This is a genomic window from Sulfurospirillum sp. MES, assembly GCF_000789415.1.
In the GTDB taxonomy this organism is placed as follows: Bacteria; Campylobacterota; Campylobacteria; order Campylobacterales; family Sulfurospirillaceae; genus Sulfurospirillum; species Sulfurospirillum cavolei.
On record NZ_JSEC01000003.1, the window covers coordinates 97,092 to 112,141 of the forward strand.

The 15,050-nt window shown below is 44.2% G+C and carries 17 protein-coding genes and 1 pseudogene; 6 read left to right on the top strand and 12 right to left on the bottom strand.

Features of this window, described 5'->3' with window-relative positions:
• From rplV to rpsJ, 7 genes and pseudogenes are all read right to left on the bottom strand, one after another.
• Positions 1–330 (bottom strand): annotated as a pseudogene (gene rplV / locus OA34_RS06215) (50S ribosomal protein L22); the annotation flags it as partial.
• 8 nt (positions 331–338) lie between these two features.
• Positions 339–620, bottom strand: a complete 282-nt coding sequence (gene rpsS / locus OA34_RS06220) for a 30S ribosomal protein S19 (RefSeq protein ID WP_039673524.1) — start codon at positions 618–620, stop codon at positions 339–341.
• Positions 621–1,451: a 50S ribosomal protein L2 gene (rplB, locus tag OA34_RS06225; protein WP_039673526.1), complete on the bottom strand. Its 831-nt coding sequence runs from the start codon at positions 1,449–1,451 to the stop codon at positions 621–623.
• A gap of 2 nt (positions 1,452–1,453) precedes the next feature.
• Positions 1,454–1,735 carry a 50S ribosomal protein L23 gene (locus OA34_RS06230; protein WP_039673528.1) on the bottom strand — a complete coding sequence of 94 codons (282 nt, stop codon included), beginning with the start codon at positions 1,733–1,735 and terminating at the stop codon, positions 1,454–1,456.
• A gap of 2 nt (positions 1,736–1,737) precedes the next feature.
• On the bottom strand, positions 1,738–2,352 hold the full coding sequence (gene rplD, locus OA34_RS06235; protein ID WP_039673530.1) for a 50S ribosomal protein L4: 615 nt from the start codon (positions 2,350–2,352) through the stop codon (positions 1,738–1,740).
• A complete protein-coding gene (rplC, locus tag OA34_RS06240) occupies positions 2,349–2,927 on the bottom strand; it encodes a 50S ribosomal protein L3 (RefSeq protein WP_039673532.1) in 579 nt (192 codons plus the stop codon). The genes rplD and rplC overlap by 4 nt, the downstream gene beginning before the upstream one ends.
• Before the next feature lie 9 nt (positions 2,928–2,936).
• Complete coding sequence (gene rpsJ / locus OA34_RS06245; protein ID WP_012857732.1) at positions 2,937–3,248, bottom strand: 30S ribosomal protein S10; 312 nt, start codon at positions 3,246–3,248, stop codon at positions 2,937–2,939.
• A gap of 171 nt (positions 3,249–3,419) precedes the next feature.
• Here rpsJ and OA34_RS06250 point away from each other — a divergent pair, with 171 nt between their 5' ends.
• Positions 3,420–4,499 (top strand): ATP-binding protein, encoded by a 1,080-nt coding sequence (locus tag OA34_RS06250; RefSeq protein ID WP_039673534.1) that lies wholly within the window; start codon positions 3,420–3,422, stop codon positions 4,497–4,499.
• Here OA34_RS06250 and OA34_RS06255 read toward each other — a convergent pair.
• Positions 4,485–5,735 (bottom strand): ATP-binding SpoIIE family protein phosphatase, encoded by a 1,251-nt coding sequence (locus tag OA34_RS06255; RefSeq protein WP_039673537.1) that lies wholly within the window; start codon positions 5,733–5,735, stop codon positions 4,485–4,487. The genes OA34_RS06250 and OA34_RS06255 overlap by 15 nt on opposite strands.
• A 90-nt stretch (positions 5,736–5,825) precedes the next feature.
• On the opposite strand from OA34_RS06255, the gene rnhB reads away from it, so the two are divergent.
• The 3 genes from rnhB to feoB all read left to right on the top strand — a co-directional run bounded on the left by rnhB (position 5,826) and on the right by feoB (position 9,005).
• Positions 5,826–6,374, top strand: a complete 549-nt coding sequence (gene rnhB / locus OA34_RS06260; RefSeq protein ID WP_039673539.1) for a ribonuclease HII — start codon at positions 5,826–5,828, stop codon at positions 6,372–6,374.
• Between the two features lie 127 nt (positions 6,375–6,501).
• Positions 6,502–6,732 (top strand): FeoA family protein, encoded by a 231-nt coding sequence (locus tag OA34_RS06265; RefSeq protein ID WP_039673540.1) that lies wholly within the window; start codon positions 6,502–6,504, stop codon positions 6,730–6,732.
• Positions 6,729–9,005, top strand: coding sequence for a ferrous iron transport protein B (gene feoB, locus OA34_RS06270; protein WP_039673543.1), 2,277 nt, complete (start codon positions 6,729–6,731; stop codon positions 9,003–9,005). Before OA34_RS06265 ends, feoB begins: the two co-directional genes overlap by 4 nt.
• 42 nt (positions 9,006–9,047) lie before the next feature.
• Here feoB and aroC read toward each other — a convergent pair whose 3' ends face one another.
• The 4 genes from aroC to OA34_RS06290 are packed head-to-tail and all read right to left on the bottom strand — an operon-like array spanning position 9,048 to position 12,262.
• Positions 9,048–10,127, bottom strand: a complete 1,080-nt coding sequence (gene aroC / locus OA34_RS06275; RefSeq protein WP_039673544.1) for a chorismate synthase — start codon at positions 10,125–10,127, stop codon at positions 9,048–9,050.
• On the bottom strand, positions 10,124–10,807 hold the full coding sequence (gene rnc / locus OA34_RS06280; protein WP_039673546.1) for a ribonuclease III: 684 nt from the start codon (positions 10,805–10,807) through the stop codon (positions 10,124–10,126). Before rnc ends, aroC begins: the two co-directional genes overlap by 4 nt.
• The gene (gene rnhA, locus OA34_RS06285; RefSeq protein ID WP_039673548.1) at positions 10,792–11,241 is read right to left on the bottom strand and encodes a ribonuclease HI; all 450 of its coding nucleotides are present in this window, start codon (positions 11,239–11,241) and stop codon (positions 10,792–10,794) included. Before rnhA ends, rnc begins: the two co-directional genes overlap by 16 nt.
• Positions 11,216–12,262, bottom strand: coding sequence for a tetratricopeptide repeat protein (locus OA34_RS06290; RefSeq protein ID WP_039673550.1), 1,047 nt, complete (start codon positions 12,260–12,262; stop codon positions 11,216–11,218). The genes rnhA and OA34_RS06290 overlap by 26 nt, the downstream gene beginning before the upstream one ends.
• A gap of 107 nt (positions 12,263–12,369) precedes the next feature.
• Between OA34_RS06290 and dnaG the strand changes: the two genes are divergently transcribed.
• Both dnaG and OA34_RS06300 read left to right on the top strand, forming a co-directional pair.
• Entirely contained in the window at positions 12,370–14,031 is a 1,662-nt protein-coding gene (dnaG, locus tag OA34_RS06295; RefSeq protein WP_039673552.1) for a DNA primase, read from the top strand.
• Positions 14,009–14,992, top strand: coding sequence for an argininosuccinate synthase domain-containing protein (locus tag OA34_RS06300; protein ID WP_039673554.1), 984 nt, complete (start codon positions 14,009–14,011; stop codon positions 14,990–14,992). Before dnaG ends, OA34_RS06300 begins: the two co-directional genes overlap by 23 nt.
• Positions 14,993–15,050: the final 58 nt, after the last annotated feature.

The window sequence follows — 15,050 nt, forward strand, 5'->3', positions numbered from 1 at the left end:
GTCTTCCTTCTTTGCTGCTTTTGCTACTTCAACCATAATATGAGAAGTTGGTTTACGAATACCGCCTGCGCTGCCTCTAGCTCTTGGCATAAAACGTTTAAGTACCGGACCTGCATCAACACGGCAAGAAGCGACAACGACTTCATTCGGTTCAAATCCACCGTTAGCAACGGCAGAAGCGATCACTTTAGAGATAACTTTCGCACCTTTATTTGGCATGAACTCTAAGCTTGCCATAGCAAATTCGGCATTCATTCCTTGAACTTCACGGGCAATGAGTCTTGCTTTCGTAGGTGATAAACGGATAAATTTTAATACTGCTTTACTCATCTTCTTACCTACTTACCGATTTTTTTCTGAACAGAGCCTTTGTGACCCTTAAACGTACGTGTTGGAGCAAATTCGCCCATTTTATAACCGATATGGTTTTCCGTGACGTATACGGGAACAAAGTTTCTACCGTTATGAACATTAAACGTTAAACCGATCATATCAGGAATAATAGTACTTCTACGAGACCATGTCTTAATCGGCTTACTGGATTTTGTCTCTTTTGCTTCGAGTGTTTTTTTCAACAAATGAGCGTCAACAAAAGGACCTTTTTTTAGCGATCTAGCCATCTATTTTCCTTTTCTTCTAGAAATAATCAGTTTGTCGCTCGCTTTTTTCTTACGAGTTTTTCTACCTTTAGTCGGTTGTCCCCATGGCGTTACAGGATGACGTCCCGAGTTAGTTTTACCCTCACCACCACCGTGCGGGTGATCCACTGGGTTCATTGCAGAACCACGTGTTTGAGGACGAATACCGCGATGTCGGTTACGACCCGCTTTACCGATAACGACGTTTGCCCAATCTTCATTTCCGACGACGCCGATTGTAGCCATACACTCAGCCAAAATTTGTCTCATTTCACCGCTTGGAAGTCTAACCATAACGTATTGCGTCTCTTTACCCATAAGTTGAGCGTAACCGCCGGCACTTCGTGCCATTTGTCCGCCTTTGCCGGGTTTAAGTTCAATGTTATGTAAAATCGTACCGACCGGGATACTTTTGAGCTTCATTGCGTTACCCGGTTTAATATCCAAGCCCGCCTCTGCTGCTTGAACTTTATCGCCTACTTTTAAGCCCGATGGTTGAAGGATATAACGTTTCTCACCGTCAGCGTAATTGATAAGCGCAATTCTACAGTTTCTGTTCGGATCGTACTCGATTGCGGCAACAGTACCTTCGATGTTAAATTTTGTACGTTTAAAATCGATAATTCTGTAGAGTTTTTTTGCTCCCGCTTCTTTATGGCGAGAGGTGATTCTACCATTGTTATTTCTACCCGCAGTAGCAGCAATTTTCACAAGAAGTGAAGGTACGCTTGCTTTTGCGGTAATATCGCCGGAATCAAGACTTGTTAAAAATCTACGACTCGGAGTGTATGGTTTAAATGATTTTATTGCCATGATTACGCCTCCACATTCTCTAGTTTAGCGCCCTCTGGCAACTGAACATAAAACTTTTTAAAATCATTACGTTTGCCTTCAATGCCTTTAAACTTTTTCACTTTACCCATAACGCGAAGAGAATTGATTTTAAGCGGCGTAAAACCGAAGTAATTTTTCAAAACCTCTTTAAGTCCGTTTTTCGTCATTCTTACGGATGTTTGGATGACGACCGTGCCATTCTCTTGAAGGCTCAAGCTCTTTTCAGTATAAAGGATTGCTTTAATATCAGTAATATCAGCCATTCTTAGCCCTCTTTCGTGATTGTTTCAAGCACTGATTTTTCGATAACAACCGCATAAAATGCCGTTGCTAAATATGCATTGAGTTCGTTTGCTTCTACAAGGTAGCAGTTTTGAATGTTTCGAAACGCTAACAATGTTTTTTCGTCAACCAACTCTTTTACGATCAACGCATCTCTGGTTCCAAGCGTTTTAATGATTTGCGCCGCTTCTTTGGTTTTACCGGATTCTACGCGAATCGAATCGACAACAAATAACGCATTGTTCGCCGCTTTTTCGTTTAAAGCGTATTCAAGTGCTAGTTTTTTTTGTTTTTTGTTTACTTTTTGATCGTAATTTTTATTGGCTTTGGGACCGAATGCCGCACCGCCGCCTACCCATACGGGGCTTCTTCTACTACCCGCACGCGCGCCGCCTCGACCTTTTTGTGCCCAAGGTTTTTTACCGCCGCCGCTTACTTCGCCTTTGGTTTTCGTGTTTGCCGTATTTGAGCGAAGCGCTGCTTGGTATGATTTGACATACAAATATAAGTTATGTGAGTGAATGTCGCCGTATGTCTCCGGAAGAGCCATCGTGCCGGCATTTTCAAATTTTTCGTTTAATACGATTGCGCTACTCATTTAACAATCCTTGCTTTACCTAATGATCCATTGGCACCGGGAACGGAACCTTTAACGGCTAAAATACCGTTTTGAGCGTCAAAAGAAACAATTTCGTTTTTGACCGTTACTTGGGTGTTACCGTAGTGTCCGGGCATTTTTTTACCGCGTTGAACGCGACCGGGCCATTCGCGGTTACCGATTGAACCGGGAGCTCTGTGAAAACGGCTACCGTGTGCACCTGGACCACCTTGAAAATTGTGACGTTTGATGACACCCGCAAAACCTCTACCTTTTGTTTTCAAAGACACTTTAAGCGTTTTTGCTTCGCCCAAAGGTGCCGTATCTAAATCACCGGCTTCTTGGTTTGCAACGTCAAGCGTTACAAAGCGGTTATATTCAGCAGAAAGATTGTATTTTTTTTGCTGACCCGCAATGGCTTTGTTCATTTTTTTGCCACTAACATATGAAACTAAAGCACGTTTGTTCTCATCGACCGAACATACTTTGGCATCCAATACTCTGAGTAACGTGACAGGAACGCTTGGTACTGCAATTGTTCGGCTCATGCCGATTTTTTCAATAATATATTCCATCATTACCCCTTATTTACCCATTGCTCTTACTTCAACATTGACTTCAGGCGCAAGATCAAGTTTCATGAGTGAATCAACGGTATCTGTGGTCGCAGACACGATGTCAATCATACGTGCATGAATTCTCATCTCAAATTGCTCTCTTGAAGTTTTGTTTACGTGCGGTGATCGAAGCACCGTATAGCGCTTGATTTTTGTAGGCATAGGAATTGGTCCGACGATCTCGGCTCCAGTTCGTTTAACAGCTTCGACGATAGCTGCAACAGATCTGTCTAAAACTCTATGGTCGTACGCCTTGAGTTTAAGTCTAATTTTTTCCATTCAGGACCCCTGTAAAGAACTTGTCATCGTGATGATGACCTAATTAAAGGACTATGATTTTACTATATTAGATAGCAAAAGTCAAGAAATATAGGGCTTTTTGATAGAAGTAAGTCTATTTTATTTCCTTTTAAAAAGGAAAACTATAAGATATTCGTCAAGGAGTCAACCATGGAATCTTTACAATTTTTATACGAAATACCTCATAAAAATCCTTTGTTTATTGATCGTAAAATTTCAATTCAGTCTAAAAAAGTCGTCTTAGACGGTCCTCGTAAAAGCGGGAAAACCTCTTTAATACTTGATCATTTAAGCCATTACGAACTCAAAGAGTATTTGTATCTCGATTGGGCAGACGAACGCATCGACAAAAGCGAAATTATCGAACATTTAAACGATTTTATCCGCCGTCATTCCATCCGGCTGCTGATTGTGGAAAATTTTGATTTTTCATTTGAATTGCCGCGCGTCGAAGAGACGATTATTTCGACTTCCACTTCTACATGTAAGCCTCTTCAAGGTTTTGAAACACTCACGCTTTATCCGCTGGATTTTGAAGAATTTTTGGCATTTGACAAGAAACACTCTAATGTCGAGCATCTTTTCAACCTTTTTACCGATCAGGGCACGTTTCCGTATTTGATTCAACAAAGTGAAAGCGAACATGCCAAACTGACGCAAGAGATGTTGCATATCGTTTTGAGAGATCCTTTAGAGTATGTAATCTACAAACGCTTTTGCGAATTGCAAGGTTCAAAAGTTTCGCTGTTTCAAATCTACAACTATCTCAAAAGTATGACGAAGATTTCCAAAGATAAACTCTATGCGCTCGCGACGCACCTCATAGATCAAAAGCTGCTTTTTTTAGTGGAAAAGTATCGTCAACCTAATGCTAACAAAAAGGTTTATTTGATCGATTTTACCTTCAAAGACGCACTAAGTTTTAAAAAAGATTTTTTGAAACGCTTTGAAAATATGGTCTTTTTAGAACTGATCAAACGCGATAAAATCATTTATTACGAAGAAGGTATCGAATTTTATCTGCCCGAAGAATCTTTGGCGATTTTGTGTGCGGGATTTTCCACCACGCAAGCCATTGAAGCAAGGCTTCAAAAACTTTTACCCTCCTTTTGGGCTTTACATGTTAAACGCGTCGAAGTGGTAACGCTCAGCAGCGAAAGTGCTCAAGACATCGAAGGGCTGAGCTTTTCGATCATCCCGTTTTGGGAATGGGCGCTACAACTCTCGTGAGGGCGTGATAAATTTTTGAATCGTAATCGCGTTTCCTTTTTTGTTAAAATAAAAATGGTCTAAAAGCTTTCGAATAATCACAAAACCGCGTCCGTTGAGTTTATGAGGATTGATGACGATGTTTTTGAGCACCATCGTGTCAAATCCCTCACCTTGATCGCTAATCGTTGCTTCAAAAAGTTCGCGATTGCCGTTGAGGAAGAGTCCGTAAACGATTTTAATTTTTTTGCGGCGGTGCAAAGCTTCAAGACGTTGCATCTCGTCGTCAAATAAATTGTGCTCTATCAAATAATTTTTTCGCATTTTATCGACACCGAAACTTCCGTGTTCCAGTGCATTGAGTAAAAGCTCCGAACATGTGAGTAAAATTTGACTGGACGTTTTAGGATCGATAGCGGCCCTTTTGAGATCATCCGCCACAACCATTAACGCTTGGTCGATCGCTTCGTACGTGCTCTCGATGCGTAAGGTCTTAAACGCTTTGGGGACTTCGAGTCGTTGAATAAAGATATAGGTTAAATCGTCGTCACCTTTACCGATGCGCGTATTGACCTTGTCGTGAAACTCTTTTACGCAAAAGGCTTCGATAAAATCTTGCTTGACGCACGAAGCGTACGCTTTTTCGTCATTTAAAAGACTTTCGCTCAATCCGTCGCTGTAACAGAGCATTTTAACGATAGCATGCGTTGAAAGCGTTCCGATACGAATCGATTCGGTAAAAATGCTTAAGGGCGGGTTATTGCTTCGAATCGATTGACACGCTTGATTCTCTTCCATCATAAAAAAAGGAGGCATGCCGCATGAAGCATACTTGAGCGTCGAAGTGTGGACGTCGTACTCCATAAGCAACACCGAAAGAATCTCTTCGTCAAAAAGATTGGTTTGCATAAACTTTAATAATTTTTTCGTCCAGATTTCCAGATGAAACGCAGAGTCTTCTTCCATCTCGTCAAAAAAGTAGTTCAAAAAACGCGTCGTAGCCATCGCCGTCAAAGCCGCCGTGATGCCCTTGCCCATCGCATCGGCGATAAACCCGACCAAGCGCCCGTCTTTCGTTTTTCGCAAAGAGTAGGTATCACCGCTAAGCGTGCTGTGCGGTTTATACGAAATATCGACGCGCAAAAGCTCTTTTTTTCCGTTTTTGTGAAGGTCGATTTGTTGGTAATACAGATCGTTTTTAATCACGAAAAGTTCTTTATTAAACGCTTTGTCCAAATCTTCTTTGACATGTAGCATACGCTCTCCTTGTCGGTATACCTTTGCAAGGTATCTCGTGAATTTTAGCAAATCTATATTAAACTTCCTTAGCTTGGATAAGGAGAGGGCATGTTATGCGGAATTGACGAAGCGGGTCGCGGATGTTTGGCGGGACCTCTTGTCGTGGCGGGCGCGGTACTCAAAGAACCCGTTGCAGGACTCAACGACTCCAAACTGTTAAGCGAAAAGCACCGTGAAGCTCTTTTTGAAACCCTTTTGGAAAAAAGCGAATCCAAAATCGTCTTTTGCGATCACGCTATGATCGATACCCGAGGACTCAGTTTTTGTTTACGCCATGCGATCGAAACCATCAAAGCACACTTTAGCACGCACGACATTCTTATGGACGGCAATTGTACGTTCGGCGTGGAGGGCATCTCAACGATGGTCAAAGCCGACGCGCTCGTTCCCGAAGTCAGTGCCGCCAGTATCCTTGCCAAAGTCTCGCGTGATCGTTACATGTACGAACTAGCACCGCTTTATCCCGAATACGCTTTTGAAAAGCACAAAGGCTACGGTACGGCTTTACATGTCAATCGTATTCGTCAATACGGTTATTGCGACATTCATCGCAAAAGCTTCAAACTCAAACAGCTTTCCCAACCGACGCTTTTTTAAAACAATTTGATAGCAACTATTAAAATTAAAGTATACGAAAGCTTTATTACTCTATTATTTCAATAACTATTATCAATGCCTCGCTTCAAGGGCATTGATCAATACTTTAGAAATGAAGGAGAACGTGATGGTTGATCTATCGCAGATCGATAAAAATCAAAAAGCATTCATTAAAACTATCCACGCACAACATAGTTTAAAAAAACGCTTACAGTCGCTCGGTCTTAGTGCCGGACAGGAAGTTCAAGTCGTCGAGACGAGTTTACAAAAAAATACGATTAAAATCGCACTGGGTTTTAGTTCGGTCGCTTTACGCTTAGACGAAGCCAAAACAGTCGAAGTGGAGCTTGCTTCATGAAAAAAATCACCATTGCCCTCGTCGGTCAGCCTAACGTCGGAAAAAGCCATTTAGCCAACGCCATCAGCGGTTCCAACCTTAAAATCGGTAACTTTGCGGGCGTTACGGTCGAAAAAGCGACCGCCAAACTTCGCACGGACGATTATGCGATCGAATTTATCGATTTACCCGGTCTTTATTCGCTTGAAGATTTTTCCGCCGACGAAAAAGTAACCAAAGAGTTTTTAAAAAAAGGCGACTACGATCTCATCGTCAACGTGTTAGACTCGACCAATCTTGAGCGTAACTTGATGCTCACGACGGAACTGTTGGAGTTAAATAAAAAAATCGTTTTAGCTCTCAATATGGATGACGAGGCCGTCAAAGAAGGCATCAATATCAATGCCCAGAACATGAGTAAAATTCTTTCCGTTTCGTGTATTCGCGTCTCTTCCAAAACCAAATACAATATCGAAACATTGGTCGATACGATTATCGACGTTCACGAAAAAGCCTTGATACCTTCCAAACTGATTTACGGTAGCGAAGTCGAAGATCAACTGCAAACGATTGCGCGCTTTTTAGAAGAGAAACACTTTACCATCGAAGGTCTAAGCTACCGACAAATCGCCGTCGGACTGTTATGGCAAAAAAGAGAAATCTACGCCATCGTACACGAACACCCGCTTTACGTCGAACTTCAACCCATTCTTAACAACGCCTTGGGACATGTTTACATGTACTGCCAATGCGACGAGATCGACGAAGTCATTCACCGCCAGCACGCGGCGTTTGCCAAGGGTTTATGCACCGAAGTCTTGAGCGTTTCCAAAATCAAAGCGCAAAGCGTAACGCAAAAAATCGATGCCGTTTTGATCCATAAATTTTTAGGTCTCCCTATCTTTGTTTTTTTAATGTGGGCACTGTTCCAACTCACGTTTACGTTAGGTCAATTTCCGATGGATTGGATCGAAAGCGGTTTCGGTTGGCTCGGTGAAACGCTAGGCGAAACCATCGACAACGAAGCACTCAAATCGTTGATCGTCGACGGTATTATCGCGGGTGTGGGCAGCGTTTTGATGTTCTTACCGAACATTATCATTCTCTTTTTAGGCATCGCTCTTTTAGAAACGACCGGCTACATGTCAAGAGCCGCTTTTTTATTAGACGGCTTTTTCCACAAGTTCGGTCTACACGGTAAAAGTTTCGTTCCGCTCGTCACGGGCTTTGGTTGTTCCGTTCCGGCTTACATGGCGGCACGAACGCTTAAAAATAAAAAAGATCGTTTGCTGACGATGTTTATTATCGGATTTATGAGTTGCGGCGCGCGACTTCCCGTTTACGTTCTCTTTGCCGGAGCGTTTTTCGACGAAAGCGTCGCCGGAAACGTTTTATTTGCCATTTATATTTTCGGAGCGATTTTAGGGCTCATTGCCGCTAAAATTTTACGCGTTACCGCCTTTAAAGGCGAAGACGAACCGTTTGTTATGGAAATGCCCAAATACCGTCTTCCGAGCCTTAAACTGCTTTGGTTTATGGTTTACTCCAAATCGGTTCTTTACCTTAAAAAAGCGGGAACGTTTATTTTACTCGCTTCGATGTTAATTTGGTTTATCAGCTCTTATCCGAAAAACGACGTCATTGAAGAAGAATACGGCGCAAAAATAGAAGCCCTTCAAGCGACGCAAGAAACGCAAGCAACGGATAAAGAAACCTTAACGGCTCAAAAAGACGACACCGCTCAAGTAAAAGAAACCGCACCGAGCGACGATAAAGTCACTTCTGCCGAAGCCGACAAAGAAGCCCCCGTAGCAGATCCAAAAGAAAAAGAGAGCGCGGAAGAAGGCACAAACGTTGAGGATCAAATCGCCGCGTTGGAAAACGAAAAACATGAAAAAATCATGGAGCAAACCTATCTCGGTATGGCGGGAAAAGCGGTAGAACCGTTTTTTGCACCGCTCGGATTTGACTGGAAGATGGGTGTTGCAACCCTCAGCGGTCTTGCCGCAAAAGAGGTTATCGTTTCAACGTTGGGTGTTTTATACGCACTAGGCGATGAAGTGAGCGAAGACGACGCATCGTTACGCGATATTATCAAAGAAAATATCAGCTTCGCCTCCGCTATGGCGTTTATCGTTTTTGTTATGGTCTATTTACCGTGCCTTGCGGCAACCGCTGTTTTCTACAAAGAAGCGGAGAGTCTCAAACACACCGTTTTATTAGTGCTCTTTACGTTTGCGACCGCATGGGTTTTAGCGTTTATTACCTATCGCGTTTTACTGCTCGTCGCATAGATACTAAGGGCGTACAATCGCTTGTACGCCCTTACCTCATACTTACATGTAAATTTTTTTCACATGCTCCATTTGCGAACCGAGATTTAACAACACCATATCGGCGACGACCAAAGCCGCCATCGCTTCGGCAACCACGCTTCCGCGCACCGCGATACACGGATCGTGTCGCCCTTTTAGCTTACATGTCAGCTCTTTTCCTTCGGTATCGATCGTCTCTTGCGCGACAAAGATGGAAGGCGTGGGTTTAAAATAGACCTTACATGTCAACGTATCGCCGTTGCTAATGCCGCCTAAAATACCGCCGCTTTTATTGGTTTTAAACCCGTTGCTATCGATAGCGTCGTTATTTTCGGAGCCTTTGAGCCTTGAAGCCTGAAAGCCTTCTCCGATCTCAACGCCTTTGACGCCGTTGATACCCATCATCGCTTCGCACAAAATAGCGTCTAATTTATAATACAACGGCTCTCCCAAACCTTTGGGCATACCTAAGACGTGTACCAACGCAACGCCGCCGATCGAATCGTGTGCATTTTTGGCTTCTAAAATCGCCTCTTTTTGTGCCGCTTCGACGTTCGCGTCAAGTGCGTAAATCTCGCTTGCGTTGACGCGATCAAAATCGTATGAATGCGCTTCGATCCCGCCGATCGCGCAAATACCGCTTTGAACTTTGACATGTAAGGCATTTAGCATCAACTTCGCAATTGCACCCGCCGCAACACGCGCCGCCGTTTCCCGCGCACTGCTACGCCCGCCGCCGCGATAATCGCGCAAACCGTACTTGTAAAAGTAGGTAAAATCGGCATGTCCGGGACGGAAGAGGTTTTTGACGTTTTCGTAGTCGCCGCTTTTTTGATTTTCGTTAAAAATAACCATCGCAATAGGCGTTCCGGTACTTTTCCCTTCAAAGACGCCGCTTAAAATTTCGACCTTATCGCCCTCTTTCCGTGCGGTGGCAAAAGCATTTTGACCGGGACGGCGTCGATCTAACTCGCGTTGAAGAAACGCCTCGTCGATCTCAAGTCCCGAGGGTACGCCATCAACCACGCATCCTATCGCGCGTCCGTGAGACTCGCCGAATGTCGTAAAACAAAACTTTTTACCGAACGTATTGCTGCTCATCGTGTCTCTTTTTTCAAAATTTCAAGTGCTAACATCGCCGCTTTTTGTTGTGCTTCTTTTTTGCTTTTTCCGCTCGCAAGCGCCAAATCGCGCCCGCGCACGCTAACGGCGATTTCAAACTCTTTTTTGTGATCCGGACCGAACGAACGAACGAGCCGGTATTCGGGCGTCATCCCGAAATGCGCCTGCGTCAACTCTTGCAAAGTCGTCTTATGGTCGTGAAAAATAGCGTCCATATCGATTTTCGGATACGCTTCTTCTAACAGCTCGACAGCCAAACGTCGTGTAAATTCCAATCCCGCTTCCAGATACAACGCCCCCATAATCGCTTCAAACGCATTGGAAAGCAAAGAGGGTTTTTCCCTTCCGTTGTTATTTTCCTCGGCTAAGGAGATAAAGATGCATTCGCCCAAACGAAGCAAGCGCGCCAAAACTTCAAAACTTTTTTCGTTGACCAACGAAGCGCGAAGTTTGGAGAGCTCACCCTCGGCAACCTCTTTAAATTCGAAGAAAAGATACTCCCCGACGATCAAATCCAACACCGCATCGCCTAAAAATTCCAAACGTTCATTATTGTAGGGTTGTTTGGAACTTTTATGCGTCAGTGCCTCGATTATCAGGTTTTGATCCTTAAACTGATAACCCAAACGCTTTTGTAACGCTTCTAATCTTTTTTGCATAGTATCGACTCCGTAGACTGAATTTTAAGAGCTTCTTCTTTAGCGATTTTATCGCACGTTTCGTTTTCAAGATGCCCCGCGTGACCTTTGACCCAAATACCCTGCACGCGATGAGGCTTAGCGACGCTGAGATACCGTTGCCATAACTCGGGATTTTTGACTTTAACAAACGCTTTACGCCGCCAACCGTCCAACCACTCGTTAATACCGCGAATCACGTAACTCGAATCGCTGATTAACGTCACGTCGCACGGCTCTTTGAGTGCCGCAAGCCCTTCAATGACGGCAAGAAGTTCCATTTGGTTGTTCGTGGCGCAGGCTTGTCCTCCGCTGATGATCTTCTCTTTATCGCCGTACCGCAAAATTGCACAATAACCGCCCGCTCCCGGATTTCCCAAAGAAGAGCCGTCACAGAAAAGAGATATTTTCTTCATTCTCTGTTTGAATCAATTTGGATTGAATCGATGCGGTATGAACGCTATGGCATTGAGGACATCGGTAAAAATGGATCGGGAAAATTTGTTTGCACTCGCGACACACGTACTCAAACCCGACGGTCGCTTTCGTAAATTCAAGCGTCCGCAACCGCATCATGACGTCCAAGGCAAAAGGAACGTCCGCATCTTGGGGAGCATAAGGCACTAAGCCTCGCGCCATCGCGACGTAGCGTACCAAAGGCTCGCTCGAGGTCGTAATATCGTACACCATAGGATCGACGTACCACAAAAGATCGATCATCTCTTCAAAAGGAAGCGTCTCAAAAAAACGCTTTTCGATAGCGATACCGTTTTCTTGCATGTGCTCAAAAAGTTTACGGCGTAAAAACGGCGCTTTTTCACACAATGCTAAAACACGTTCGATTTTGTCGTTTTCTTTGAGATTTTTATCCTTTAAAAGCCCGAGTGCTTTCAAATAGGTCCGTTGAAGCGCGACGTTTGCGCCGAGTTCTTCCAAAGAGTCCAAAACGTCTTCGGCTTTAACGTACTCTTGCAATTGTTCGTAAGCGACGCTTAGGTATTTCAAAGACTCTTCGTTTCGAGGATGCAGGCGTAAAGACTCTAAAAACACTTCGGAGCTTCGACGCAAAAAACCTGCTTTAAAGTAGGTTTTCCCGAGCGTCGAGAGCAAATACTGCTTCTCGTCTTTGCCTTTAACGCGTTTGAGCGTAACCAAATAAATATTGATCGCTTTTTCGTAATCGCCGCCTTTGGAATACGCATGCGCAAGCAACGCCAAAGACTCTAGCGGAATCGAAGCGTCTTCAAGGAGCTTTTTGTATTCGTTTTCGTCGGTTACGATCTCAAATTTTTTGACGAATTTTTCGATGCTTTGTTTCTCTTCTTTGTTTTTAAAAACACCCCACCAATAGTTTGCGAACGAAATCACGAACACAATCGCACACAAAATAATCACGCCGAATAACGGATCGCGATACGCTATAAAAAAATTATCCAAATTCAACCCTTTACATGTACGGTGCCGACACCGACAAAAATACGCGATGAGAGATCCCTACTTTTTAGAAAAGAACTCTATTATACCAAACTTGCTATAATTTACTTATGATAGATAAAACATCCATAGAAAACCTCAAACAACGTCTTGATATTGTCGATGTGGTCGGTTCGTACTTGGAACTGAAAAAAAACGGCGCCAACTACAAATGCGTCTGCCCGTTTCACAACGACACTACGCCGAGCCTCGTGGTCAGCCCATCCAAACAGATTTACCACTGTTTTGCCTGCGGCGCGGGAGGAGACAGTATCAAATTCGTGATGGAGTACGAAAAACTCTCCTACCCCGAAGCCATTGAGAAACTGGCACGTATGGTCAATTTTTCGCTTGCATATACGACCGACGAAGGCGGCGTCAAACGCGAAGATCGAAAATTGATGGAAAACCTCAACCTTTTTTACGTCAAACAACTTGACAAAACGCCTTTTGCCAAAGAATACCTTTTTAAACGCGGCATATCGGACGTTTCGATCGAAAAATTCGAACTCGGCTATGCGCCCGCATCGTTTGCGACGTTGGATTTTTTAAAAATGCGCGGCTATGCGATGAGCGAAGCGATGGAGTACGGCGTTGCGGGTCTTGGCGAAAACAATCAACCCTACGCGCGTTTCATCGAGCGCGTCAGCTTTCCTATTTACAGTCCGACGCATCGACTCGTGGGATTTGGCGGACGTACCCTCTCCAACCATCCCGCCAAATACGTCAATTCGCCGCAAACCAAGCATTTTAATAAATCGCAACTCCTCTACGGCTATCACCTTGCCAAAGAGTCCGTTTTTAAAGAGAAAAAAATCATCGTAACCGAGGGCTATTTGGACGTCATTATGCTCCACCAAGCCGGATTTACCCAAGCGGTCGCAACCCTCGGAACGGCTTTAACTTCCGAGCACATTCCTTTACTGATGCGAGGCGACCCCGAAATCATCGTCGCGTATGACGGCGATAGTGCCGGTATCAACGCCGCGCTGAAAGCTTCCGTACTTTTAAGCACGCACGGTCTGAGAGGAGGCGTCGTGCTCTTTAGCAACGGTATGGACCCTGCGGATATGGTTCAAAACGGCCTTATCGATACGCTCAATCGCCTCTTTTTATCCCCACAACCGTTTATCGAATTTGCGCTGGAGCGCATCGTTAAAAAGTACGATCTCAAAGATCCTCTCGTAAAACAACAAGCCCTTAACGAAGCGACCGCTTACCTCAAAACGCTTCCCAAAGCCGTTCAGGAAAGCTATACGGGATTGCTCTCCGGTACGCTCAATATTTCCCAAAATCTCGTCAAAATCCAAACCCATAAACCGACCAAACAAGCCCCTAACGAGCGAAGTTTTGAAGACATGTTGGAATTGACGATTATTAAAACGATTTTGAGCCAACCGGGGCTTATCGACACCGTTTTAGATACGATCGACCATGCGATGTTCAAAACGCATCAAGAAGAGTTTTTGCTTTTACTTGAAAACCGTTTGGACCATCCCAAACTCCGACGTATTTTGCTTTGGGACGACGTCAAAGTGTATGACGAAAACGAGTTGATCGCCTCAATGGCGGCGTTTTTATACCATTTTTATAACGAAAAGTTTCAAGCCATCAAAACCTCGAAAACGCTAAGTTACGAGCAAAAACAGTTTATGATTCGTAAAATTCAAGAAAAATTAATGAAATTAAAAAAAGGTGAATTGGTTCCGTATGAAAGCATTAGTCCTCTTTAGCGGCGGTTTGGATAGCATGTTGGCTATCAAACTGCTCACTGCCCAATCAATCGACGTTATCGCCGTTCATATCCGTATCGGATTTAGCGGCAAAGAAGATCATGAAGTGTTATTACGTAAAAGAGCCGCGATGGCGGGAGCTTCGCTCGAAGTCGTCGACGTACAAAATCGCTACCTTCAAGAAGTGCTTTTCTCGCCGCGTTACGGTTACGGCAAACAATTTAATCCATGCATCGATTGTCACGGGTTTATGTTTAAAGTCGCCAAAGAGCTGTTGGTGCCTTTCAACGCATCGTTTATCGCAACCGGCGAAGTGATAGGACAACGGCCGATGAGCCAAACGCGAGACGCGTTAAAACTGGTACGCAAATTGGCAAACGATCTTGAAGACGGGCTAATTTTACGACCGATGAGCGCACAACTTTTAGAAGAGAGCAAAGCCGAACGCGAAGGCTGGGTCGATCGAAGCCTGCTTCTGGGGCTCAGCGGTCGGGGTCGCCATGCCCAACTTGCATTGGCGGCACAGTTCGGTTGGGAGGATTATCCCACGCCTGCAGGCGGATGCTTGTTGACCGATCAGCAGTTTAGCCTCAAACTACGTGATTTTATTGCCCACGACACGCTTTGCAAAGAAGATATTCCTTTGCTCAAATACGGAAGACATTTTAGGCTTCCAAGCGGCGCAAAACTAATCGTCGGGCGCAACGAAGAAGAAAACGCCGTACTCGAAAGCTTTCTCAACCCTAAGTTTGCGCCCATCATCGTCGAAACATCGATCGGTGCTCCTTTTTCACTCATCTCCGCACAAGCGAGCGAAGACGATTTACAAACGGCGTGTCGTATTATTTTGAGCTTTACCAAAGCGGATCCCGCCGCTTTTTACACGTTAGAAACACAAGGTCGTAGCCTTTTAGCGGCTGCGTATCCTGAACGGGAAGACGCTAAAAAATATCTTATATAGTTTTTTAAAGATACTTTTTGTATTATTAAAACAATGCAATTTAAAATGTTAGGATTAT

Coding starts and splice junctions, on each gene's coding strand:
- aroC (WP_039673544.1), bottom strand. CDS start 10,127: ATGAGCAGCAATACGTTCGGTAAAAAGTTTTGTTTTACGACATTCGGC.
- dnaG (WP_039673552.1), top strand. CDS start 12,370: ATGATAGATAAAACATCCATAGAAAACCTCAAACAACGTCTTGATATT.
- rnhA (WP_039673548.1), bottom strand. CDS start 11,241: ATGAAGAAAATATCTCTTTTCTGTGACGGCTCTTCTTTGGGAAATCCG.
- rpsS (WP_039673524.1), bottom strand. CDS start 620: ATGGCTAGATCGCTAAAAAAAGGTCCTTTTGTTGACGCTCATTTGTTG.
- OA34_RS06265 (WP_039673540.1), top strand. CDS start 6,502: ATGGTTGATCTATCGCAGATCGATAAAAATCAAAAAGCATTCATTAAA.
- rnc (WP_039673546.1), bottom strand. CDS start 10,807: ATGCAAAAAAGATTAGAAGCGTTACAAAAGCGTTTGGGTTATCAGTTT.
- rnhB (WP_039673539.1), top strand. CDS start 5,826: ATGTTATGCGGAATTGACGAAGCGGGTCGCGGATGTTTGGCGGGACCT.
- rplB (WP_039673526.1), bottom strand. CDS start 1,451: ATGGCAATAAAATCATTTAAACCATACACTCCGAGTCGTAGATTTTTA.
- rpsJ (WP_012857732.1), bottom strand. CDS start 3,248: ATGGAAAAAATTAGACTTAAACTCAAGGCGTACGACCATAGAGTTTTA.
- feoB (WP_039673543.1), top strand. CDS start 6,729: ATGAAAAAAATCACCATTGCCCTCGTCGGTCAGCCTAACGTCGGAAAA.
- OA34_RS06230 (WP_039673528.1), bottom strand. CDS start 1,735: ATGGCTGATATTACTGATATTAAAGCAATCCTTTATACTGAAAAGAGC.
- rplC (WP_039673532.1), bottom strand. CDS start 2,927: ATGGAATATATTATTGAAAAAATCGGCATGAGCCGAACAATTGCAGTA.
- rplD (WP_039673530.1), bottom strand. CDS start 2,352: ATGAGTAGCGCAATCGTATTAAACGAAAAATTTGAAAATGCCGGCACG.
- OA34_RS06300 (WP_039673554.1), top strand. CDS start 14,009: ATGAAAGCATTAGTCCTCTTTAGCGGCGGTTTGGATAGCATGTTGGCT.
- OA34_RS06255 (WP_039673537.1), bottom strand. CDS start 5,735: ATGCTACATGTCAAAGAAGATTTGGACAAAGCGTTTAATAAAGAACTT.
- OA34_RS06250 (WP_039673534.1), top strand. CDS start 3,420: ATGGAATCTTTACAATTTTTATACGAAATACCTCATAAAAATCCTTTG.